The organism is Cellulophaga lytica DSM 7489 (genome assembly GCF_000190595.1).
GTDB classification, from domain to species: domain Bacteria; phylum Bacteroidota; class Bacteroidia; order Flavobacteriales; family Flavobacteriaceae; genus Cellulophaga; species Cellulophaga lytica.
Map to the genome: position 1 here is coordinate 1,549,780 of NC_015167.1, position 23,920 is coordinate 1,573,699.

A 23,920-nucleotide genomic window follows, 5' to 3' on the forward strand; every position below is an offset into this window, starting at 1 on the left:
GTATTATAAACAAAGGGAACACGAATAGCTTATATAATTGTTAATGCATAATAAAAACATTTTTCATTTTTTATTTGTTAGTTTAGTTTATATAGCAGTGTATATATTAACAATAATTATACCTTTTTCGCCATTAATAATTATTCTTGTATTACTAAACTATAATAAAAAGTTGGCCTTAAGGGTCTCTATTATTGCGTTGGTTGCAATTTTAAATAACCAGTTTGTAATTTCCAATTTAAGCGTCTCCCTTTATGGCCTTGGAAAGTTACATATTTATCAAGCGGGTATTTTGTTTTACCTAATTATTGTTTTGTTAATAACGATTTTTAGCCGCTTTAAATTGATAAATACCCTTAAACTATTTGGTTGTTATGTGGTTGTTTTTTTTCTTCTATATTATTCAAATATTATAAAGTCCATACTATTTTCATTCAATGTTTTTGGAGGTTTTTTTATGTTTTTTCTCCTACTGTCTTGTTTAATTAATTATAGAAAAAAAGACTTGAAAGTTTATTATGATCAATTAACTTTCGATTTTTTCTATCTTATTTTTTTTATTTTAATAGCGTCAATATTGATTTCCTTAATTGATCTTTCAACAAACTTTTATTTATTAAAATATCAAGCTACAGCTGTTTCTAATTTTAGAGGTTCAAATGAAAATATTCTTTTCGTAAATGGTTTTCCTAAAATTTACGTTACAGGATTTGGTAATTATGATTTTATTCTTAGATATACTCCTTTAGTAAACGATCCAGTACGTGCTGGTTATTGGTATGTATGCTTCATAATGTTCATACTTTTTATAATAAGAAAGATTACTATTAAATTATTTCTTTTACCAATACTATTGGTTTTATTAGTCCTTACCTGGTCTAAAGGTGCTATTATTTTTATAGTATTAATTGGAGTTTATTATTTTCTTTTTAAAAAGAAAATGCAGAATACAGCTTATTTATTTTTTATTGGAACGCTAAGTTTAATGATTTATTTATCTGGAATTTTAAAAACTAGTGCGGCAATACATGTATTAGGTTTAAAAATACCTTTTGAGCAGTCTTTTGGTTTGAGATATTTATTCGGAAATGGATTGCATAAAGCGGGTAATATGGGACGTTTAGAGGGAGAGCATTGGATGGAGTCTGTAAGTAGAGGGGCAGAAAGTTTAGTTGGGACATATTTTTATGCTTTTGGCTTAATAGGTTTTCTTTTGTATTCTCGTTTACATATTATTTACATAAAAAAATTTAATAGTAATGGTTTTTTTGTGGTGAGTTCAATTTTAATTTCTTCTTTTTTTATATCTTTTTTACAAGAAGGGCAATACAATGTATTTCAAATATTTCCTTTTCTCTTATTTAGCTTTTTTGTTATTTTTAAAAATGAATTCTAATGTATACAAAGTACTCAATGGCAAGTCGTTTAAAAAATATATACTTAATATCAATTTTTTTGGTATTAATTTCTTTGCCCTTGTCTATGCGTTTCAATAATTTTGTTCTTGGGTTTTCTGTATTACTTTTTATAATTAGATATTTTAAGGATAAAAATTTTTTTCAACCTAAAAGAGTATTGAATATTAATACAATGTTAGTTGTAAGTTTATGTTTGATTGAGGTTTTAGGTTTACTGAATACAGAAAATTTAGGTAAAGGTATTAAAGAAATAGAGTCATCCCTTTCTTTTTTATTTATTCCGCTTTTATTTTTATCTAATGATTTTAATGATAAAAAGAATATTGAGTATTGTTATTTTTCCATCATTATTGGGAGCACACTTTTAGTTTTAATATCTTGGGTTTGTATTGGAATGTCATTTATTGCTAAATATGATTTTAGCATAACGTATTTGTTTTCTAATGAATATACATATATTGGTTTGGCAAAATATGTTGGAGCTCATCCCTCATATTTAAGTTTAATTATAATATTTAGTATAGGTCTATTATTTCCAGTTAATGATAGAAATTACAAGCGCAGAAATGTTAGAATCGGTCTTGTATGTATTCACATAATTTTTTTATTTCAATTATTATCACGGGCAGCAATTTTATATTTTATATTCGTAGCTTTGTTATTTCTTTTCAAGAAAAGATTGTGGAAACATTTAGCTTTAATAAGTTTAGTATTTACGTTTATAACTTACCATGGGTATAGAAATGAATATACTAAAAATAGAATAGATTCTTTTGTTTCAATTTTTAAAGAAGATACTAAGAGTTGGAGATTTGAAAGAATGAAGCTTATGTTTGAAATATTTGAAGAAAATCCTATAATAGGTGTTGGTACAGGTGATATATCTAATTTTAGAAAAGATAAATATTTAGATAATAAACACTTTTTTGCTGCAGATAAAAATTATAATGCTCATAATCAATTACTTGAATATTTAACTACCTTTGGTGTTATCGGAGGTGTTCTTTATTTTTCAATTTTTTTCAATTTTTTTTATCGATGTTATAAACTGAAGTTATGGGTCTACATGTTTGTTTTAGGGGCAATATTTATTATATCTTTCACCGAATCTATCTTTGAAAGATATATGGGCGTAGAGTTTTTCGCTATAATAACTAGTTTAATAGTCATCAAAACATTAGAGAATAATAATGATTAAATCTAAATTTATTTTAAATAAAAAAATTCATGCGTTTTTATCAAAAGAAGAAATGTTAGATTTCATTAAGGATAAAAATCAATTGTTAATAGCAATCAATGCTGAAAAGCTTAATTTAAAAAATTCTAATTTAACAAATTTAATTAATAATAATATTGGATATCCTGATGGAATAGGAGCCGTCCTTGCCTTGAAAAGAAAAGGATTGAAGTCGGTAAAGATAGCAGGGGCTGAGTTTTGGTTAGATATTATTGAAAGAAATTATACAAACGATTCATTTTATTTTATTGGAGGGAGTAATGAAGTAATTGAAAAAACAATCGTTATGTTGCGAATAGATTATCCTAATATAAATATATGTGGATATAGAGACGGTTATTTTAAAGAAGAAGATACTGACTGCATATTACAAGATATAGTAGAGAAAAAACCTGATATTGTTTTTGTCGCACTAGGAAGCCCAAAGCAAGAGTTTTTGATGGATGTTTTTTTAAAAGAACATAAAGCATTATATATGGGACTTGGTGGGAGTTTTGACGTGTATGCCGGAGTAAAGAAAAGAGCTCCAAAAATATTTATTAAATTGGGTTTGGAGTGGTTTTATAGGCTTTTGAAAGAACCATCTCGGTTTTTTCGCCAATTTAAATTAGTTGCATTTTTTTTTAAAGTTATGTTTAATAAAATTTAATTAAATAAAATTTGTATTTTCTAGAAACAGCAATATCAGTCTTCATAGGGTCTTTCCTATTAACTTACTTAACTATACCAAAAATAATTGGCGTTGTTGAGCATAAGCGTTTAATGGATGACCCAAACCAAAGGAGTTCTCATAGTAGTAAGACGCCTACACTTGGGGGTATAGCTTTTTATTGCGCATTGGTATTCGCTTTATTTTTCATTAAAGATAGAGCTAATTTTAATGAGGCAATATACATTATTCCGGGACTAACCATATTGTTCATTGTAGGTTTAAAGGATGACTTGGTGGTTCTTTCGCCTGGAGCTAAATTAATAGCTCAAGCATTGGCTATTTGTTTTATTATATTTAATGATAGTTTTACAATACATTCTCTTAATGGTTTTTTAAATATAAGCGAGATTCCCTACTATTTATATTTAGTTATAGGTGGTTTTATAATGATTACAATCATAAACTCTTACAATCTTATTGATGGAATTGATGGGTTAGCATCAATAGTTGGTATTGTAATAATGATATTGTACACCACAATATTTTATTTATCAGGAGAATATTTTTTGCTCTAATAGGTATAACTCTTAATGGCTGTTTAATGGCTTTTTTTGGTTTTAATATTTCTTCTGACCGGAAAATATTTATGGGGGACACTGGGTCTTTAATAATTGGCTTTGTAATTAGTATTTTAACTCTTAAGTTTCTTGCGCTGAAACCAACTTCTTATTCTGAATTACCTTTTTTATTAGAAAATGCACCATTAATAGCTATTAGTATTTTAATTGTTCCTTTATTTGATACAGCTAGAGTTTTTACAATTAGAATAGCAAATAAAAAAGGACCTTTTTCGCCCGATAGGAATCATACTCATCATATACTTATCGATTTTTGGGGACTCTCTCATAAACAAGCTAGTTTTTTTATAGGTTTTTTTAATTTAATATTTGTAGTTCTTTTTATTGTGTTAGGAAGCACTGCCAAAAACTTATGGATGGTTGTTGCAATGGTAGCAATTGTTATAATTTTAGGATATATTTTTTTTAGATACAACTATAATTACTCTGCACTAAAACAGAGAATGGTGTTAAAAAAGAAAGTAAATAAAATTACTGGTGTAAATCAGGAAGGCTCAATTAAGAAAAAGAAAAAAAAGACCAAAGAGAAAAAAGAATAGACCACAAAATTTGAATAAAGAATAATAAATGAAAAAAGTACTTATTACTGGAGCAGCGGGGTTTTTAGGATCTCATTTATGCGACAGGTTTATTAAAGAGGGTTTCTACGTAATTGCAATGGATAACTTAATTACGGGCGACTTAAAAAATATTGAGCACCTTTTTCCTTTAGAAAATTTTGAGTTTCAACATCATGATGTGTCTAAGTTTATTCATATTCCTGGTAAATTAGATTACATACTTCATTTTGCATCACCAGCAAGCCCTATAGATTATTTAAAAATTCCTATTGAGACATTAAAAGTCGGTGCTTTAGGTACACATAATTTGCTTGGAGTAGCGAAAGAAAAAAACGCTACTATTTTGGTTGCTTCTACTTCTGAGGTATACGGAGATCCGTTAGTACACCCGCAAAACGAAGAATATTACGGTAATGTTAGTCCGGTTGGACCACGTGGCGTGTATGATGAGGCCAAACGTTTTATGGAGTCTATTACAATGGCGTACCACCGTTTTCATGGACTAGACACGCGTATTGTTAGAATTTTTAATACTTACGGACCAAGAATGCGACTAAACGATGGTCGTGTTGTGCCAGCATTTATGGGTCAGGCTTTACGAGGAGAAGATTTAACGGTCTTTGGCGATGGAAAGCAAACAAGGTCTTTCTGCTATATAGATGATCAAGTAGAAGGCATTTATAGGCTTCTAATGAGCAATTATAGCTATCCTGTTAACATTGGTAATCCTCATGAAACCACTATAGGAGAATTTGCAGAAGAAATTATTAAACTTACCGGTACAGAGCAAAAGGTAATTTACAAGCCTTTACCAACAGATGACCCAATGCAAAGACAACCAGATATTACAAAAGCAAAAGAATTATTAGACTGGGAGCCTAAGGTCTCTAGAGAAGAAGGACTAAAAATTGTTTTTGACTACTTTAAGTCGTTATCCCCTGAAGAATTACAAGATAAAGAACACAGGGACTTTTCTAAATAGAGAGTCAAGAAAACAGAAAATAGAGTAGAGAAAATAGATAAAAGAGATTTTGGTTTTGGTTCTTGAATCTAATTTCTTGTAACAGTTGTCTATATTCTTTATTCTAACAGCGTAGCAATCTATAATCTCACTTCTTTTTTTCTTTTTTTAAAGGATATTAATTTGCCTTACTGTATTTTTGGGCAAACTTTTACATTATGAATATTCTTATCCTTGGATCTGGTGGTAGAGAACATACTATTGCCTGGAAACTAAATCAAAGTAAAAAGCTAAGCAAACTATTTGTAGCGCCTGGTAATGCTGGTACTGCAGCAATAGCAAAAAATATACCAATTGGTGTTAATGATTTTCAAGCTATAAAGGAAGTTGTTATTACAGAGCAAATACATATGGTTGTAGTTGGTCCAGAAGACCCTTTGGTTAATGGTGTACATGACTTTTTCTTAAACGACATCGATCTAAAAAATATTCCTGTAATTGGTCCTCAAAAAGCAGCTGCAACTTTAGAAGGCAGTAAAGATTTTGCCAAGGAATTTATGATGCGTCATAACATTCCTACTGCAGCATATAAAAGTTTTACAGCAGATACGTTGGCAGAAGGACAAGCGTTTTTAGAAACCTTAAAAGCTCCTTATGTTTTAAAAGCAGATGGTTTAGCAGCAGGTAAAGGTGTTTTAATTTTACAAGATTTAGAGGAAGCTAAAAAAGAACTTGCTTCTATGTTGGTAGATTCTAAATTTGGTGATGCTAGTACAACTGTTGTGATAGAAGAGTTTTTAGACGGTATAGAGCTAAGTGTTTTTGTACTTACAGATGGTAAAAACTTTAAAGTATTGCCAACAGCAAAAGACTACAAACGTATTGGCGAAGGAGATACTGGTTTAAATACAGGTGGTATGGGTGCTATTTCTCCTGTTCCTTTTGCTAGTGAGGAGTTTATGAGCAAAATACACAACCAAATTGTAAAACCAACGGTAGAAGGACTTGCTAAAGATAATTTACCATACAAAGGTTTTATTTTTATTGGGTTAATTAAAGTTGATAATGAGCCAAAGGTAATTGAATACAATGTACGTTTGGGAGATCCAGAAACGGAAGTTGTTTTACCGCGTTTGCAAAACGATTTAGTTGAGGTTTTTGAAGCTGTTGGTAACCAAACATTAGATGCCATTGATATTAAAATTGATGAGCGTACGGCAACTACAGTGGTGACAGTTTCTGGTGGTTACCCCGAGGCGTATGAAAAAGGAAAAGAAATTACCGGCTTAGATGCCGTAGATGGTTCTATTGTATTTCATGCAGGTACTAAGTTAGATGGTAATAAAGTGGTTACTAACGGTGGTCGTGTAATGGCAGTAACATCGTTTGGTGCTAATTTTAAAGAGGCTTTAGCACAATCGTATAAAAACGTAGAAAAGCTTCATTTTGATAAAATAAACTACAGAAAAGATCTAGGTTTTGATTTATAAGAGTTAAAACCTAACACAAATAAAAACCCAACTAGTAACTACATAAGTAGCTAGTTGGGTTTTTTTGTATATGAGTAAATCTAAATTTAGCCGGTACAGCTAAAATAAGATATTTTTAGATCTTAATAAATGAGTGTGCGTTAGTGCTTTTGTCTTCCTCGCCGTTAGCAGCATGCTCTTTAAGTTGTAACATCCAATATACCATTGCTATTGCACCAATAATCATAAAAATCCAGTTAAGCGTATTTGCAGCCCACCAGTTTTCTAATTCTAATGCTCTTAAAAAATCTAAAGGAGCAAAAAGTACATCAACAAATAAATCCTCTATTGCTTTAAAAAATGTTTTCATCTTATATGTATATTTACCGTGCAAAAATATAAAAACTCTAGATGATTTCAAGCTTTTTTAGCAAAACAAAACCTATAAATTACATAATTGTACTTACTTTATTGTTGGTGTTTTATTGTGTAGCTCGTTTTTTTGGACAAAACGTCTTGTTTACACTGGGTTTAGTAGGTACTAACATTGGCATAGTTGCATTACTTTTTTTTACCATATTTCTTGTAAATTTTATTGTAAAACGTAATAAAATTACCCAAACAAACTCTTTTACGGTACTTTTTTATGTTTTATTGTGTCTTTTTTTTCCTGCTTCATTAATAGATACTAATGGTATTTTTTGCAGTTTTTTTATTGTTTTGGCTACCAGAAAAATTTTAAGTCTTAAGTCTTTAAAGGAAATTAAATATAAAATTTTTGATGCTTCAATGTGGATTATCATTGCCAGTTTGTTTTATGACTGGGCTTTGCTGTACCTAATTTGGGTATTTATAGCTATTTATATTTACGAGCCAAAAAACATAAGAAACTGGTTTTTACCTTTATCAGCTTTTGTTACTGTAGCACTAATAACTTCTGCAGTTTTAGCAATTTTTGGAAGGCTAAATTTTATATTAGACCATTATGTTTTTACACTAAAATTAGATGCAGATATGTTTAAAGAGTGGAGCAAGAGTTCTGCAACCATAGTGTACTTAATAGTAGTAATTATAGTAGGTGTTATTAGCAGTATAAAGCTTGGTAAAAGTGGCGTTGGTCGTTTGGCAAGTATGCGCCTTGTAGCTATATCATTTACCATAGGTATTTTTATAACTTTATTTGAAACCAATTTAGGATATTTTCCAATAATGATTACCTTTTTTCCTGCAGCAGTGTTTCTTACCAATTATATAGAAATTTTACGTAAACCTCGTTTTAAAGAGTTAAACCTTTTTGTTGCTATTTTGGTTCCAATAACGGTATTTATATTTAAGGTTTTACTGAAGTAAAATTGGTATATTTGTCTAAAATTTTCCAGTATGTTTAGTGATTTTGCCTTTAAAATATTTAACGAAAGTATAGATAAATACCACGTTCTAGATAACGTGTACCAAGCTTTTAATAATCCATATCCAAAGGATGAAATTGCACATTTATTGTACCGTAAAAACTGGATAGATACCGTACAGTGGCATTATGAGGATATAATTAGAGATCCTAACATAGACCCTGTAGATGCGTTAGATTTAAAACGTAAAATAGATGCTAGTAATCAAGATAGGACAGATTTGGTTGAGTATATAGATAGTTATTTTTTAAATAAATACCAGTCGGTACAAGTAAAAGACAATGCAACTATAAATACAGAAAGTCCAGCTTGGGCTATAGACAGATTATCTATCCTTGCGCTAAAAGTTTACCATATGCAAGAAGAAGTAACTAGAACAGATGCATCTGAGGATCATAAACAAAAATGTAGCAATAAACTTGCTGTTTTATTAGAACAGAAAAAAGATTTGTCTACTGCAATAGACCAATTGCTTGCAGATATTGAAGCTGGTAATAAGTATATGAAAGTGTATAAGCAAATGAAAATGTATAATGATGACGAGCTAAACCCTGTGCTTCGTGCAAAATAAGCATCAAGAACACATATTAATAATTCGTTTATCTGCTATGGGAGACGTTGCAATGACGGTTCCTGTTGTAAAAGGACTATTGCAACAAAATCCTACTTTAAAAATTACAGTCTTAACTAGGGCCTTTTTTACGCCAATGTTTGCGCAGTTGCCAAACGTACAAGTGTACCAAGCAGACGTAAAAGGTAAGCACAAAGGTGTAAACGGACTTTATAAATTATTTAAAGAGTTAAAGGCAATGAATATTACTGCTGTGGCAGATATTCATAACGTTTTACGATCTAACATTCTAAAACAGTTTTTTAAATTATCAGGTATTCCTTTTATACAAATTGATAAAGGCAGAGCCGATAAAAAGGCGTTAACAGCAAATAAAAACAAAGTTTTTAAGCAGCTGAAAACTACGCAGCAACGTTACGTTTCCGTTTTTAGCAAATTAGGATATACAATTAGGCTTGATGATTCTTGTGCTTTGGCAAAAGAAAAATTATCTGATACTGCCATTGCGTTACTGCCAAAAGAACCAAAAAAATGGATAGGAATTGCGCCATTTGCAGCTTTTGAGGGTAAAACGTACCCTTTAGAGCTTATGCAACAAGTAATAAGTAGTTTAAATACCACCAATACTTATACAGTTATCCTTTTTGGAGGAGGAGATAAAGAAAAAGAAGTTTTAGGTAAATGGGAACAAACCTATAGCAATTGTGTTTCTGTGGTTAAAAAACTAAGCTTTACAGAAGAACTGTCTTTAATCTCAAACTTAGATGTTATGTTGGCTATGGATAGTGGTAACGCACACTTAAGCGCAATGTTTGCCGTGCCAACCATAACACTTTGGGGAGTTACACACCCATTTGCTGGTTTTTACCCATTTGCGCAACAAAGCACAAATGCATTGTTAGCAAACAGAGAAAATTACCCACTTATACCAACATCTGTTTACGGTAATAAATTTCCGCCGGGTTATGAAAAAGCAATGGAAACCATACTGCCAGATGATGTTGTTAAAAAGGTTTTAGAGGTTGTTGGGTAATTCGGAATAGCATAAATGTTTCTAAATTTCTATTTTAAAAACTTAAACATCTTAAAAAACGATAATTTAATCTCTACCGCTTAACAGCAATAGTTTTAAAATAACTGCGCAATTGCTGAATGTATTTGTAACGAAGTAATTTTGCATTACCATTTATCATTAAAACACGTACACCCATATAAGAAGACATCAAAAAGCTAGCAACAGCTTCACTATCTACGTGGCGGTCTATAAAGCCATCTGTTTTGCCTTTTTGTAAATTGGTAATAAGATTTACTTCCCAGACCTTAAACATCTCTTTAAGGAGCTTTACAATGGTTTCGTTTTTGCCACTAAACTCCGTCATAAACTTACTTAGTACAAAACCATTGTCTAATACATTATGTTCTGCAGTTTCTAATGCGTTATCAAAACATTTATCTAGTATTACAGCAGGGTTTTCTTGTCCCTCAAAAGGAGCAATTAACTCACTATACACCTTAGGGAAAATAATATTCTGTAGAATACTAATAAAAAATTCCTCTTTAGATTTAAAATGATAATAAAAGGCACCTTTGGATAAGGACAACTCTTTTAAAATATCATCCACACTAGTGTCATAATATCCGTTTTTATAAAATATTTCTAGGCCAACAGACTGCATTCTTTGCATTGTAGCCATGCGTTTTAAGTTCTTTTCCATTATAGCTTCTTTTTCTAGTAAAAAGACTGGTTAGTTTGTTACAAGATTGTGTTTAATTATAGCAAAACACATTTTATAGGTTGTAAATGGCAAGGGAAACGATAAACTACTTAATTCAATTAAATAAAATATAGTTTACACAACTATATAAACTAGCTAGTTTGTTTTATTATTGTGTAAAAGTGGCAATAAATCTCAAAATTTGATGATTTTGTGTTGTAATTATAGTATTTATCTTACAAAAAATATTTAATTAGAAAATTCTGTGTTATTTTTATAAAAGAAATTAAGGTTTCTGTTTTTTAACGACCAAGCAACCACAATGAGATTACAGAGGAACAAAACTGTTTTATTAGTTTTTTCCCTTTCCGCTAAAATAGAAGCAGAAAGGAAACCTTTGTTTGGTGCTAAAAAGCAAAAGGTTTCTACACAGTTTTTTGACCTATTAATTAAGAACACATTAGAGGTTGCAAATAAAAGTAATGTAGACGTTGTTTGGTTAGATGAAACTCAGCAAAAAGGAAACACTTTTGCAGAGCGTTATGCTAATGCCTATAAAAGTCTTTATGCGCAAGGGTATACCAATGTAATTTCTATTGGTAATGACACACCAAATTTAACAGCTAATCATATACAACAAGCTGTAGATGCAATGGCTACTAAAAAGGTAGTTTTTGGCCCGTCTAAAGATGGTGGTATATATTTGTTTGGGGTTCATAAAAGTATTTTTAATGAAGATGCTTTTAAAAACTTACCTTGGTTAACTTCTAAATTATCTAAAAAAATACATACTTTGGCTATTGCCAAAAATGTGCCTTTTACGGTTTTAGAAACACTTAAAGATTTAGATACTACTGCTTCAGTAATTTGTTATGCATATGAAAATCCCAATTCGGTTTTAGGTAGTTTTATTCTTTTTCATACAAATATAAAATCTAAAAGCACTTTAAAAACAAGTAACAATTTAGTTGCGTTGTTTTATACTTCTTCGGTTTCTCGTAGAGGACCTCCAAGGTTATAAATTATTTAAACCGGCATTTTTATGAGTAACAGACCAATTAAACTACAGTTGGTGGTACTTGCTTATAAAATAATTTATCAACCTTATTACACTTAATTATGAAAATAGCTATAATAGCTGTGCTGCAGCTGTTTGCCTTTACGGTATTTGCGCAATCAAATACATATTCGTCTAAAATAGTAGACCAAGATAACCAACCTATACCTTTTGCTACGGTAAAAGAAATAGGCAAAGAAAATTACACAACCACAACCATAGATGGCGACTTTACACTACAAACAAGTACTGTAAATTTTACAATAGAGATTTCATCTATTGGGTACACATCAAAAAAAGTAACTATTACTAATGGTAATTTTCCTGCGAGTATTACTTTAATGACATCTGACGAACAATTAAATGAAATTGTGGTAACCGCTTTGGGCATAGAAAGAGAAAAACAATCTTTGGTTTCTGCAGTAACCAGAGTGTCATCAGATAAACTAACAGAAGTTACATTAACCAATGTGGTTAATAGTTTAGCAGGCCAAGTTGCCGGTGTACAAATTACAAATGGTTCTTCTGGCGTAGGTTCTTCATCTAGAATTGTTATACGTGGAGAAAATTCGTTAAGCGGAAGCAATCAGCCATTATTTGTGGTAGACGGTGTGCCAATTAGTAATGAGCAAATTACGAGCGACTTAGTAAACAACGGTGCTTTGCAAGAAGTAGATTTTGGTAACGGTGGTTCTGAAATTTCTCCAGATGATATTGCATCTATCTCTATATTAAAAGGAGCTGGTTCTGCAGCACTTTATGGGGCAAGAGCTGCAAATGGCGTTGTGGTTATAACTACAAAACGTGGTAAAAATAAAAAAGGGTTTGGTGTTACAACAAGCAATTCGCTTACGGTAGAAACCTTATTAACCTTACCAGACTACCAAAATGTGTACGGTGGTGGTTCTAACGGTCAATACTCTTTCCAGAACGGGAAAGGCGCAGGTATTAATGATGGTGGCTTAAGTAGCTACGGACCAAGATTAGATCAAGGTTTATTGGTAAATCAGTTTAATAGTCCTTCTGTAGATATTAACGGAAACCCGGTGCGTGCTGGCGATGTTATTGCGCGTACAAATGCAGATGGTAGTTTTACACCTATAACTGCTACTCCTTGGGTGTCTAACCCTAATAATGTGCGTAATTTTTTTGAAACTGGTGTTACTAAGCAAAACAATATAGCAATTAACTCATCAGGTGAAAACGGTAGCAGTAGATTGTCTTACAGTAATTTAAGAAACGAGGGTATTGTACCAAACACAGATTTAGATCGTGATGGTATTTCGCTTAGTTTACATCAAAAATTAACAGAACAATTAAATGTAAACGCTTTTGTAAATTATATAAATACACGTAGTGGTAACAGGCCAAACCTTGGTTACGGTTATGAGAATCCGTTGTATGGTTTTAACTGGACAGGCAGACAGGCAGATGTTGCTGCTTTAAAAAATTACTGGCAAGCTGGTCAAGATGGTGTACAGCATTATGATATTAATTACTTATGGCTTACAAACCCATATTTAACAGTGTATGAAAACACCAACAGTTTTAATAAAAATAGAGTTTTAGGTAACGTTTCTGCTGTTTATGATATTACAGATAAATTAAATGTTGTGGTGCGTGCAGGTATAGATACGTATGCAGATAAGCGCGAGTTTAGAAGAGCGGTTAGTACAAATGCAAATCCGCAAGGTTCTTTTAGGGAAGATAATATTGGCTATAGAGAACTAAATACAGATGTCTTGCTGTCTTATAAAGATGCTATAAATGACGATTTAAAATACACTGTTTCTGTAGGTGCAAACCGTTTTGACCAAGAAATAGAGTACAGCTACGCTGAAGCTTCACAACTAGCTTTGCCAGGCATTTATACTTTAGCAAATTCTAGAACTCCGCTTTTAGGAGATAGTAGACTTTTTGAAAAAAGAATTAACAGTGTTTATGGTACAGGTAATTTGTCTTATAAAGATGCGTTGTATTTAGATCTAACCTACCGTAACGACTGGAGTAGTACTTTGCCAACAAATAACAATTCATTTGGGTATTACTCTGCCGGATTAAGTTTTGTGGCTAGTAGCCTTTTTCAATTACCAGAGCCAATATCTTACTTAAATTTTAGATTTAGTGCGGCAAGTGTTGGTAATGATACCAATCCGTATCAAAACACGCAAAACTTTTTATTTAATCAGAATTACGGATCTAATTTTAGAGTAACTAACGAGACGGTTCTAAAAAATGCAAATCTTAAACCAGAACGTCTTAATGCGTTTGAAGCAGGTGTAGAAGCCTGGTTTTTTAATGGTAGGTTACAATTAGATGCTGCAGCGTACCAAAATACAAGTGTAGATCAAATTATATCTAGACCAATATCCGAATCTAGTGGTTTTGGTAGTTTTAACGTAAATGGTGGTAAAGTACAAACCACGGGTTTAGAGTTTTTACTTAGTGGTACAGTAATTAAAAATGCTGATTTTCAATGGCAGAGTTCGGTAAACTTTTCTACGTTTAGGAGTAAGGTTAAGGAGTTGCCAGAAGGTGTAGACCAGTTTGTAACTGGTACGGCAAATATATTTTCTGGCGGTGGTGGATCTAATTCTGTTTTTTACATTGCAAAAAAAGATGGTCGTGTTGGTGATATGTACGGTACAGGTTTTGTTGAGGTAGATGGGCAAATTTTGCACGACTCTAATGGGTTTCCTGTTCAAGATCCAAACCTGCGTTTACTAGGCAATTACAATCCAGATTTTACAATGGGTTTTAACAACAAGTTTTCATACAAAGGATTAGATTTTACCTTTTTGTTCGATTGGCGTAAAGGCGGAACAATTGTTTCTAGAACAAAGGCTTTGGGTAGTACATCTGGAGTTTTAAAAGAGACATTAGAGGGTAGAGAATCTGGTATTATTGGTGCTGGTGTTGTAAATACAGGTACAGCAGATAATCCGCAATACACGCCAAATACAACAGTTGTTGCTGCACAGGCATATAATAATGCATTTTTTGATCGTGGTAACGAGGCTAGTGCGCTTTACAGTGCTTCTTATGTAAAGCTAAGGCAGGTAAGTGTGTACTATAATTTTCCTGCTAAAATTGTAGATGCCATAGGTTTTAATAAAATAAAAATAGGTTTGGTAGGTAGCAATTTGTTGTTGTTTACAGAGAATCCGCATTTTGACCCAGAGCTAAATGCACTACAGGAGCAAAGCATAACTTATGGTGTAGAAGATTTTTCATACCCATCTACCAGAAGCTTTGGAGTGAGTTTAAAAACCGAATTTTAAGAAGTAAAAAAGATGAAAAAATACATACAGCTATTTGTAGCAACAACCGTGGCAAGCATTATTTTTACTGCTTGTACTAACGATTTTGAAGAAAAAAACACAAACCCTAATGCGCCAGAAAGTGTAGATCCACAGTTTTTATTAACTAATGTGGTTTCTGTGTCATCAGACCTTAGCGCATATCAACAAGGGTTTAGGCAAGCCAATTATTTGGCGCAATTTGCTGCTAGTATAGAGTTTGAGCGTATAGACCGTTATGAAATGGGCTCTAATAGTGAGTACTGGAGCGCTATTTTTAGGTTGCTTTCAGATATTAAATCGATGAAAGCTTCGCCAGCGGCAAACGATGCTTACGTAGCAGTAGGTGATATTATGCAGAGTTACCTGTTTTCTCAGTTAACAGATCTTTGGAATGATGTGCCTTATACAGAAGCAGTTGCAGCTTTAGACGGTAATTTTGCTCCTAAATATGATACTCAAGAAAGTATTTATACAGACCCAGAAACTGGACTATTAGCTGTGCTTACCAAAGCAGTTACTACGCTAGAAAATACAAACAACGTAATTCAGGGTGATATTATGTTTCAGGGAGATTTAAATAAGTGGGTGCGTTTTGCAAACTCGCTACAAGTGCGTTACTTGTTACGTATTAGTAAAAGAACTACAGACTTTACTGCGCTGCAAAGTTTGGCAGATTCTGGTAAGTTAATGCAGTCTAATGCAGACAATGCTGTAGTACCTTATTTGGCATCGGCACCTAACCAGTTTCCTATGTTTAACGCAGCTTTAGGTTTGTATCAAGAGCATACAATGACAAAAACGGTAGAAACTGTTTTAACTGCTTGGGATGACCCTCGTGTTGCAGTGCTTTACAAACCAACCGAAGCAAGTAAAAACTCTGCCACACCAGAATATAACGGATTGCAAAACGGACAGTCTAGTAGCACCATAAATGCTAATGGTATAGACTTAAACAACATATCTTTATTTGGTAGTATATTTAGAGATGTAGCAGATGGTATAGATGCGCAATATATGCAGTATTCAGAAGTACAATTTGCACTTGCAGAAGCTGTTGCCAGAGGGTATATTACAGGAGATGCAAATACGTATTACCAAAATGCTGTTACAGCTAGTTTTGAGTATTACAATACACCAATCCCTGATGATTATTTTACTAGGCCAGCAATTTCTTTAGATGGCTCTGCAAATGATTTAGAAAAAATATTAACTCAAAAGTGGTTAAGTTTAATTAATGTTGGTCATGAGGCCTGGTTTAATGTGCGTAGAACTGGAATACCTAATTTGGTTCCTGGTCCAGATAATTTTAATAACAATAAATATCCCGTTCGGTATTTGTATCCAGAGTCAGAACAGGCAACTAATAGTGCAAACTATAAAGAAGCTGTAGACCGTATTGGAGGAGATAATATAAACAGCAAGGGCTGGTGGGAAAAATAGAATGATGAATATGAAACAAAAAATTAAACCAATTGGTATTTTATTAGTGTTTGTAGTATTTTTGGCTTGTAAGGAGCAAGTTAAAGATGTTATAACAGAAGTAAAACAAGAACCAAAAAAAGAAGCTGCTGAAAAAGCAAAGCCAAACGGAATTGTAAACGGAGTAAAACAAGTTTGGATAGATGCAGACTTAGCTGTTGGCAAAAAAAACATAGGAAAACCTGGCTATTCTGATGTAGATGATGGCTATGCAGTTTTACAATTGTTACAAGCCGATAATGTGAAAATTAACGGACTTAGTACTGTTTTTGGTAATAATAGTGTTGACAATGCTTTTGCTATTGGTAACTATATAAGTAAGGAATTTGCAGCGCAAAAAATTGAGGTTTATAAAGGGGCTGCTACCCCAATTAATTTAGATAGCGTGGTAACTAATGATGCTGTAGAGGCAATGGCTGCTGCATTAAAAAAGCAACCACTTACCATTTTAGCAATAGGACCCGCAACTAATGTTGGTTTATTGTTATTAAAGTACCCAGAGTTGCAGTCTCAAATTGTTGAGGTTGTTTTAGTTGCTGGCCGCAGAACTTCTAAAGACTATTTTAAAATAGGGAACAAAGGTGTTTTGGCTAAAGATTTAAATTTTGATTTAGATAATACGGCTTTTCGTGTATTATTAGAGCACAAAGTATCCTTGGTTTTTTGTCCGTATGAAATATCTAGTAAGGTTTGGATAAAACAAGAAGATCTAGAGGCACTAAAAAATACTACTCCAGGTATGAAATGGTTGGCAACAGCATCACAACCTTGGATAGAACAGTGGAAAAATCAAGGAGCAGACGGTTTTAATCCGTTTGATGTTATGGCGAGTCATTACATTATTGCTCCGCAAGACATAATATCAGAGCCTTTACAAGCGCGTTTAGAGATTAATTTAGACGATACTGTAAAAGATAACAATAATGAGGTTTATAAATCTTATTTATTGTGTACAGAAGAGAACGGAGCACCAGTAACTTATTGTTATGATGTAGTACCGGGATATCATCAAAAATTAATGGAAACATTTAAAAAATAGTGTCGTGATTAAATTAAATAACAACATAGAAGACTTAACCACTTATTTAAAAAGTAAAGGCTGGTTAGGTGATAATGAGTCTATTGTTACAGTAGAAAAGCCAGGTGAAGGTAATATGAACTTTACACTCCGTATTACAACAGAAACCAGATCGTTTATTGTAAAACAGAGTCGTGAGTACGTAGAGAAATACCCGCAAGTAGCAGCACCAGCAGAACGTGTGCTCACAGAAGCTAAGTTTTATGAGGTTACTGAAACTGTGCCTAGTTTAAAAGCTATGATGCCAACTTTGGTTGGTTTAGATAAAGAAAACAATGTAATGGTGATGAACGACCTAGGTAATGGGTCCGATTTTACATATTTATACCAATTAGGAAAAAAAATTTTAGAGGAAGATCTTTTTTCTGTGGTAGATTTTGCAGCTACATTGCATACTAGCATAACTACAGATACGCAAGACAGTAGAATTTCAAATACTAAAATGAGAGCGCTTAATCATGAGCATATTTTTAATTACCCTTATGCGGTTGATAACGGCATTAATTTAGATGATATATTACCTGGTTTACAAAAGGAAGCGAACCGTTTAAAGGCAGATAATGTACTAATAGCTGAGGTAAAAAAACTAGGAGATTTGTATTTAGAGGATGGTGATATTCTATTACATGGCGATTATTTTCCGGGTAGTTGGCTGGCAACCGTTGGTGGCTTAAAAATTATAGATCCTGAGTTTTGTTTTTTTGGTAAGGCTGAGTTTGAAATTGGTGTTATGCTAGCGCATTTAAAAATGGCAAATCAATTTGCTAATATTATTGAAAAAGCTATAGATAGATACAAATCTTTGGCAGAATTAGACACCAGTTTGTGTTACAAGTTTATGGGAATAGAATTGATACGTAGAATTATTGGTTTAGCGCAATTGCCATTAGAAATTAGTTTAGAAAAAAGAGTAAGCTTATTAAACGAGGCACGAGAATTAATAGTGAATTAAGGCTGTTTTATTTTCTTGCTCAAAATTACATAAACCAACTATTTAGTTGGTTTATTTTTTTTATAAAATCATCAAACAAGAAAAAATGTCTATAACTGTTGTTTTTTTTGGGTTGATTGAACTAATGTAAAAGAAATAAGACTGTAAGTATTCTGGAACAAACCAATCAGTTTAAAAAAAGAAGTACATTGTAATAGCATTTTATAGTAAATTTGAAGAAAAATAGGCAAAATGAACGCTAAAATTACTACATCAAAATCTATTGGTCTTGTGCTTTCTGGAGGAGGTGTGCGTGGTATGGCGCACATTGGGTTAATAAAGGCAATGAACGAGTTTGGTATACAGGCCAAAGCGGTGTCTGGGAGTAGTGTTGGGGCTTTAGTTGGTGCGTTGTATGCCAATGGCAATTCTATAGACGATATGCTTAAGTTTTTTAAAGAAACCCCTCTTTTTAATTACCACTACTTAACTATTGCTAAGGCTGGTTTTTTAGATACAGAAAAGTATGTGGCTTTGTTTGCAAAGTATTTTCCAGAGAATGCTTTTTCGGCCTTAAAAAAAGAATTACATATTGTAGCTACAAACCTTCAAGATGGTAATGAAGAGTTTTTTTCTGATGGAGAGTTAATTAGACCAATGTTAGCTTCTGCTGCTTTACCTCCTGTTTTTTCGCCCATAGAAATTAATGGTAATTTATATGCAGATGGTGGTATAATGAATAATTTTCCGTTAGAACCATTGCTAAATACGTGCGATTATATTGTTGGGAGCAATGTATCTATTGTAGCAAGGTTAGATAAAAAAGATCTAAAAAATTCCTTGCAACTTACAGGTAGAGTAACCGGTTTAATGATTTATGCCTCTGCAAAGAAAAAACTTAGTGCTTGTAATATGTTATTAGAGTCTAAAGAAGTAGATAAAATAGGTTTGCTAGACCGTAAAGGCATAGAAAAAGCATTTACTATTGGTTATGATGCAGCCTGTAGAGCTTTAGAGGCACAATTAAAGGAATAAAAAAAAGTCGTTCTATAAAGAACGACTTGGTATTTTTTTAGAAGCTGTTTTTAAACATCATCAAAATCTACTTTTAATGTAGGTGTTGTTGCGTGCGCTTGGCACGTTAAAATTAATCCGTCTTCAATTTCGCCATCAGTTAAAATCTGATTTTTAACCATTTCTGCTTTGCCTTCTGTTACACGAGCAATACAACTACTGCAAACACCACCTTGGCAAGAGTATGGTGCATCTATATTTTCTTTTAAAACAGCATCTAATACAATAGTACTTTTATCCATCTCAAACGTAAAATCTTCATCATCTACAGTAACTGTAACAGCTGTTTTTCCGCCCTCTTTTACAGGCATTTCATCTTTAATTTCTGTAGTTGTAAAAAGTTCAAAATGTATTTTGTCTTCGCTTACTTCATTTTCTTTTAAAGTGTCAGAAACCGTATTAATCATAGCCTCTGGACCGCAAAGATAAAAATCGTCAAAGGCAATATCTTTGTGCTTGTTTTTGGTAATGTAGTTTACTGTAGATCTTTCTATCCTTCCAAAAATAGAGTTTTCATCTTGTTCTTGGCTATAAATAAAGTATACAAAAAACCTATTGTTATATTCTAGCTGAAGCTTGGCTAAATCTGTATGAAACATTGTTTCTTCAAAAGATTTGTTACCGTATGCTAAAACAAATTTGTTTTCTGGGTTGCTGTCTAAAACAGATCTTGCAATGCTAATAATAGGTGTAATACCACTACCAGCCGCAAAAGCAGCAACATTTTTAACGGCATCTGTAGGTTTAAAAACAAATCTACCTTCTGGAGCCATAACATCTAAAACATCACCTTCTTTAAGTTTAGAATGTGCAAAGTCAGAGAAACCCCCATTATCTACTTTTTTAACACCAATGGTAATACAATCTTTTTTAGGAGAAGAGCTAATAGAATACGCTCTACGCAATTCTTTACCTTTAATTTCTTTTTTAATAGTGATGTATTGACCAGATATAAACTTAAAAGTCTGAATTAAGTCTTTAGGAATAGCAAAAGTAATTGCTACAGAACTAGGTGTTAAAGCCTTTATATGTTGTACCGTTAACGGATGAAAATGATTCATAAAAAAATATTTTCTACAAAAATACACATTGCCCTTTTGATAAAAAACCTAGTTCACTAAAATTTAATACATAGAATTCTTATGCATAAGAAAATTATGTATATATTCGTAATAGTAATTTTAGTGCTAAATATTGCTATATAAATGGGTGATGTTTGTTTTAAGAGCAAAATAAGAGAATAGAAAAAATGGGAAATTCTAAATTATACAAGGGTAGTTTAAATACTATTATTTTAAAGTTGCTTGAAGAAAAAGGCAAGATGTATGGGTATGAGATTACGCAAAAAGTAAAAGAGTTAACCAAAGGAGAACTTAAAATTACGGAAGGTGCTTTATACCCTGCTTTACATAAACTAGAAGCAGAAGGACTATTAGATGTTGAGGTTGCAAAAGTAGATAACCGCTTGCGTAAATATTATAAATTAACAGAAGCCGGAGAAAAAGAAACAATAAACAGATTAGCAGAGCTAGAAGAGTTTATACGTAGTATGCAAAATTTAGTAAACCCTAAATGGAGTATAGAGTAGCGATATGGAATTAACCAAAGAAGACATATTAACTATAAATACTTATCTAAAAAAGAAAGATATAAAGTTTGCAGATGTCAGAACAGAAATGGTAGACCATGTTGCTACAGCCGTATCAGAAGAAATGGATAGCAAGAACCTTACGTTTTATGACGCTTTTAAGGCGTATATGGTTGTGCATAAAAAAGACTTACAACAATACAATAAGCAGTTTAAAAAAACTACAGATAAAATAGTACTTAAGTCGCTTTTTAAAAAGTTTATAGCACCACTAAATATAGGTGTTATGGTGTCCAGCTTTTTCCTTTTAATACAGTTTTTTCCTTTAGGAGATAAGAAGTTTATAAAATTTGTACCATTTGGTTTTTTAATAATTGCTATACTAATATATCACATTGTAGCGCTTAAAAAGCGCAAGCAACGTTTCTCTGGCATAGAGAGGGCTGGACTTATACTCACTTTAAGTTTTCAGTTATATAACGCTTTTCAAAATCCTTTTTTTAATGAAAATTCTGTAATTACAAACGATTACTATTTTACCTTAGTTTTTGTTTTATTGCTGGGGCTATCTACTGCTTTTATTGCGGTGATTCTAGAGCTTTATAAAAAATATACCAACCATTATACTATTGTTTAATATGAAACTTGCAGCAAAGGAAATACAGCATATAGATGAGATTCTAACAGAGCGCGGATTAGACTACATTGATTTAAAATATGAAATTTTGGACCATATGGCTAATGGTATTGAAGCGTTAATGGTAAATGAAGATCTTTCATTTGAAGAAGCTTCTTCTAAAGAACTAAAAAATTGGGAACAGGAGTTTAAGCCTTATTCTCATTTTCTTTTTGGTTATGCACAAGTTGGTCCAAAAATAGTGATAAAAAGATGTGTAAACTTGATAAAGCAAATGTATTTAAAGTCAATTATTGGAGGGATGCTAATTGCATTTGGTTTGCTTTGTTTTTTTAAATTAATACCAACCGGATTAAATACTGATGGTGTTAATTTTATTGCTGGTTTTGTGTATACCGTGTCTACTTTGGTGGCACTATATTTTTTATATTTAGCTACAAAATTTCAAACAAAAAGTACCTGTCAGTATTTTTTAAAAGTAAACGGAAGAACACACTGGATTGCATTATTTCTTTTTAATCCTTTTTGGGAATGGTCTGTTAAATTTGATGTCGTTAATAGTAGCTTTCTCGATCTCTTTTGGCCAAGTGCAATAATTATTATGAATTTCTTTATGATTAAAACTTTTTTTGATCACAAGAAAACTACTAATTATCAAATTGTTTAAAAATGAAATTAAGTAAATAACAAATAGAATTTATAGATGATTATCTTATTAAAAATAAGGTGAAATATTGGGATGTTCGTATGGAACTTATAGACCATATTAGTAATGAGGTAGAAGCTCTAATGAAAGTAGGATCTAGTTTTACCAATGCAATGCAAGTAGTTCACATTAAATTTGGTAATGACTTAACTATAAAAAGACTAAACAAAGAAAATACCGGTTGGGATACTTTTCCTAGTTTGTACGCAGATTCGTCCGGGTATAAGAAGTTAATTGAAGAAAAAAAACAAGGGTTAACTAAGGGCTTTGCGAAACTTCAACGAAAAGCGTTAAAGCTGTTTTTTACTAGAGCCAAGTCACTAATGCTATACGCTTGCGTGCTTATTACATTTTTATATACCAAAGAGTTTTTTAGTGCTAAGGCTATGCATAAAACTGTGTTGTTGTTATTAATGGTTATGTCATTAACCCCGTGTTTAATTGCATTATTTAATCTTAAAAATACGCTGAAGTCATTAACTATTAATACTTCTTTATTATCTAGTATTTCTGGTGTAAGTTTTATAAATGCTTTGTTATTAGGTCCTAAAATATTTTTAGATGAAGGTGAGCAATTGTCATTTACTTATATTTTTATAGTTTTTGCATTGTTGTTTCCTTTTTTCTACACAGCTATTCAATTGTTTGTTAATCAACTTAAAAAATATAATTCAATTCATAAAAAATTAGCATGAAACTAAGTAAAGAACAGATAGATGAGCTTTATACCTTTACCCGTAAGCATTATGTGGAACATTATGATTTGCAAACAGAACTTGTAGACCATTTAAGTAATGGTATAGAAGAGCAATGGCAACAAAACCCAAAGTTATCTTTTGACGATGCTTTACAAGTTGAATTTAAAAAGTTTGGTGTTTTTGGCTTTATGGGTGTTGTAGAGAAACGCCAAAAAGCCATGAACAAACGTTACAGAAAAATACTTTTTAGGTTTGTTAAAGAGTGGTTTCAGTTGCCAAAGCTGTTAACCACTATTGCAATTTTTATAATGTTTTTTTTAGTGCTTCATTTAAAGCAAGCATCATATGTATTAATGGGGTCAATATTAATTTTGATAGCGGTAGATCTTTACCATCAATTTAAAAGAAGAAAAAAAGAGAAAACACAAAAGCAGAAAAAAGAAAAGGTGTTTATGTTAGAAGCTATGATTGGGGATACCAGAAATGGTTTTTCTGTGTTAACATTTACCAATGTTTTTAATATTGTAAATGCTATGCGCTTTAACTTTAGTGAGTTGCATAGTTATTGGTTAGCACTTATTGCCATTGCTGCTACATTACTATGTTTAACTTTCTACATTACGGCTTATGTAATGCCTAGCAAAGCACAAGAATTGTTAGAAGAAACGTACCCTGAATACAATTTAATTTAAAATAGTGTAACAAATTAGCATTTGTTGCCACTAACAAAATATAATTAA

The 23,920-nt window shown here is 32.0% G+C and carries 22 protein-coding genes and 1 pseudogene; 20 read left to right on the forward strand and 3 right to left on the reverse strand.

Features of this window, described 5'->3' with window-relative positions; genetic code table 11:
* The first annotated feature begins 43 nt into the window (after positions 1–43).
* The 6 genes and pseudogenes from CELLY_RS16980 (at position 44) to purD (ending at position 6,956) form a co-directional block, all read left to right on the forward strand.
* Positions 44–1,396 (forward strand): hypothetical protein, encoded by a 1,353-nt coding sequence (locus tag CELLY_RS16980; protein ID WP_013620932.1) that lies wholly within the window; start codon positions 44–46, stop codon positions 1,394–1,396.
* Positions 1,396–2,616 carry an O-antigen ligase family protein gene (locus CELLY_RS06840; RefSeq protein WP_013620933.1) on the forward strand — a complete coding sequence of 407 codons (1,221 nt, stop codon included), beginning with the start codon at positions 1,396–1,398 and terminating at the stop codon, positions 2,614–2,616. The genes CELLY_RS16980 and CELLY_RS06840 overlap by 1 nt, the downstream gene beginning before the upstream one ends.
* Positions 2,609–3,304: a WecB/TagA/CpsF family glycosyltransferase gene (locus CELLY_RS06845; protein WP_013620934.1), complete on the forward strand. Its 696-nt coding sequence runs from the start codon at positions 2,609–2,611 to the stop codon at positions 3,302–3,304. The genes CELLY_RS06840 and CELLY_RS06845 overlap by 8 nt, the downstream gene beginning before the upstream one ends.
* A 113-nt stretch (positions 3,305–3,417) precedes the next feature.
* Positions 3,418–4,484: pseudogene (locus CELLY_RS06850) on the forward strand (MraY family glycosyltransferase).
* Positions 4,485–4,512: 28 nt separating this feature from the next.
* Entirely contained in the window at positions 4,513–5,487 is a 975-nt protein-coding gene (locus tag CELLY_RS06855) for a UDP-glucuronic acid decarboxylase family protein (protein ID WP_013620935.1), read from the forward strand.
* Positions 5,488–5,684: 197 nt separating this feature from the next.
* On the forward strand, positions 5,685–6,956 hold the full coding sequence (gene purD, locus CELLY_RS06860) for a phosphoribosylamine--glycine ligase (protein ID WP_013620936.1): 1,272 nt from the start codon (positions 5,685–5,687) through the stop codon (positions 6,954–6,956).
* A 115-nt stretch (positions 6,957–7,071) separates the two neighbouring features.
* Here purD and CELLY_RS06865 read toward each other — a convergent pair whose 3' ends face one another.
* On the reverse strand, positions 7,072–7,305 hold the full coding sequence (locus tag CELLY_RS06865) for a DUF6341 family protein (protein WP_013620937.1): 234 nt from the start codon (positions 7,303–7,305) through the stop codon (positions 7,072–7,074).
* 41 nt (positions 7,306–7,346) lie between these two features.
* On the opposite strand from CELLY_RS06865, the gene CELLY_RS06870 reads away from it, so the two are divergent.
* The 3 genes from CELLY_RS06870 to CELLY_RS06880 are packed head-to-tail and all read left to right on the forward strand — an operon-like array spanning position 7,347 to position 9,948.
* Positions 7,347–8,285 carry a DUF6427 family protein gene (locus CELLY_RS06870; protein ID WP_013620938.1) on the forward strand — a complete coding sequence of 313 codons (939 nt, stop codon included), beginning with the start codon at positions 7,347–7,349 and terminating at the stop codon, positions 8,283–8,285.
* 30 nt (positions 8,286–8,315) lie between these two features.
* Positions 8,316–8,915: a DUF4254 domain-containing protein gene (locus CELLY_RS06875; protein WP_013620939.1), complete on the forward strand. Its 600-nt coding sequence runs from the start codon at positions 8,316–8,318 to the stop codon at positions 8,913–8,915.
* Positions 8,916–8,952: 37 nt separating this feature from the next.
* Positions 8,953–9,948 carry a glycosyltransferase family 9 protein gene (locus tag CELLY_RS06880; RefSeq protein WP_013620940.1) on the forward strand — a complete coding sequence of 332 codons (996 nt, stop codon included), beginning with the start codon at positions 8,953–8,955 and terminating at the stop codon, positions 9,946–9,948.
* A gap of 73 nt (positions 9,949–10,021) precedes the next feature.
* On the opposite strand, the gene CELLY_RS06885 is transcribed toward CELLY_RS06880, so the two are convergent.
* Positions 10,022–10,630, reverse strand: coding sequence for a TetR/AcrR family transcriptional regulator (locus tag CELLY_RS06885; RefSeq protein ID WP_013620941.1), 609 nt, complete (start codon positions 10,628–10,630; stop codon positions 10,022–10,024).
* 322 nt (positions 10,631–10,952) lie between these two features.
* Between CELLY_RS06885 and CELLY_RS06890 the strand changes: the two genes are divergently transcribed.
* The 6 genes from CELLY_RS06890 (at position 10,953) to CELLY_RS06915 (ending at position 19,512) form a co-directional block, all read left to right on the forward strand.
* Positions 10,953–11,651, forward strand: a complete 699-nt coding sequence (locus tag CELLY_RS06890; RefSeq protein WP_013620942.1) for a TIGR04282 family arsenosugar biosynthesis glycosyltransferase — start codon at positions 10,953–10,955, stop codon at positions 11,649–11,651.
* A 98-nt stretch (positions 11,652–11,749) separates the two neighbouring features.
* Positions 11,750–14,968, forward strand: coding sequence for a SusC/RagA family TonB-linked outer membrane protein (locus tag CELLY_RS06895; protein WP_013620943.1), 3,219 nt, complete (start codon positions 11,750–11,752; stop codon positions 14,966–14,968).
* Positions 14,969–14,980: 12 nt separating this feature from the next.
* On the forward strand, positions 14,981–16,429 hold the full coding sequence (locus CELLY_RS06900) for a SusD/RagB family nutrient-binding outer membrane lipoprotein (RefSeq protein ID WP_013620944.1): 1,449 nt from the start codon (positions 14,981–14,983) through the stop codon (positions 16,427–16,429).
* 10 nt (positions 16,430–16,439) lie between these two features.
* Positions 16,440–17,507 (forward strand): nucleoside hydrolase, encoded by a 1,068-nt coding sequence (locus CELLY_RS06905; RefSeq protein WP_148228889.1) that lies wholly within the window; start codon positions 16,440–16,442, stop codon positions 17,505–17,507.
* Positions 17,508–17,511: 4 nt separating this feature from the next.
* Positions 17,512–18,498, forward strand: a complete 987-nt coding sequence (locus tag CELLY_RS06910; protein ID WP_013620946.1) for a phosphotransferase — start codon at positions 17,512–17,514, stop codon at positions 18,496–18,498.
* Positions 18,499–18,729: 231 nt separating this feature from the next.
* Positions 18,730–19,512, forward strand: coding sequence for a patatin-like phospholipase family protein (locus CELLY_RS06915; RefSeq protein WP_013620947.1), 783 nt, complete (start codon positions 18,730–18,732; stop codon positions 19,510–19,512).
* A gap of 50 nt (positions 19,513–19,562) precedes the next feature.
* On the opposite strand, the gene CELLY_RS06920 is transcribed toward CELLY_RS06915, so the two are convergent.
* Entirely contained in the window at positions 19,563–20,612 is a 1,050-nt protein-coding gene (locus CELLY_RS06920; RefSeq protein ID WP_013620948.1) for a ferredoxin--NADP reductase, read from the reverse strand.
* A gap of 188 nt (positions 20,613–20,800) precedes the next feature.
* On the opposite strand from CELLY_RS06920, the gene CELLY_RS06925 reads away from it, so the two are divergent.
* From CELLY_RS06925 to CELLY_RS06945, 5 genes are read left to right on the forward strand one after another with little or no spacing between them, the layout of a single operon-like run.
* The gene (locus CELLY_RS06925; protein WP_013620949.1) at positions 20,801–21,139 is read left to right on the forward strand and encodes a PadR family transcriptional regulator; all 339 of its coding nucleotides are present in this window, start codon (positions 20,801–20,803) and stop codon (positions 21,137–21,139) included.
* Positions 21,140–21,143: 4 nt separating this feature from the next.
* Positions 21,144–21,776: a hypothetical protein gene (locus CELLY_RS06930; protein ID WP_013620950.1), complete on the forward strand. Its 633-nt coding sequence runs from the start codon at positions 21,144–21,146 to the stop codon at positions 21,774–21,776.
* Position 21,777: 1 nt separating this feature from the next.
* Positions 21,778–22,443, forward strand: a complete 666-nt coding sequence (locus tag CELLY_RS06935; RefSeq protein WP_013620951.1) for a hypothetical protein — start codon at positions 21,778–21,780, stop codon at positions 22,441–22,443.
* Between the two features lie 59 nt (positions 22,444–22,502).
* Entirely contained in the window at positions 22,503–23,177 is a 675-nt protein-coding gene (locus CELLY_RS06940; protein WP_013620952.1) for a hypothetical protein, read from the forward strand.
* Positions 23,174–23,872 carry a hypothetical protein gene (locus CELLY_RS06945; RefSeq protein WP_013620953.1) on the forward strand — a complete coding sequence of 233 codons (699 nt, stop codon included), beginning with the start codon at positions 23,174–23,176 and terminating at the stop codon, positions 23,870–23,872. The genes CELLY_RS06940 and CELLY_RS06945 overlap by 4 nt, the downstream gene beginning before the upstream one ends.
* Positions 23,873–23,920: the final 48 nt, after the last annotated feature.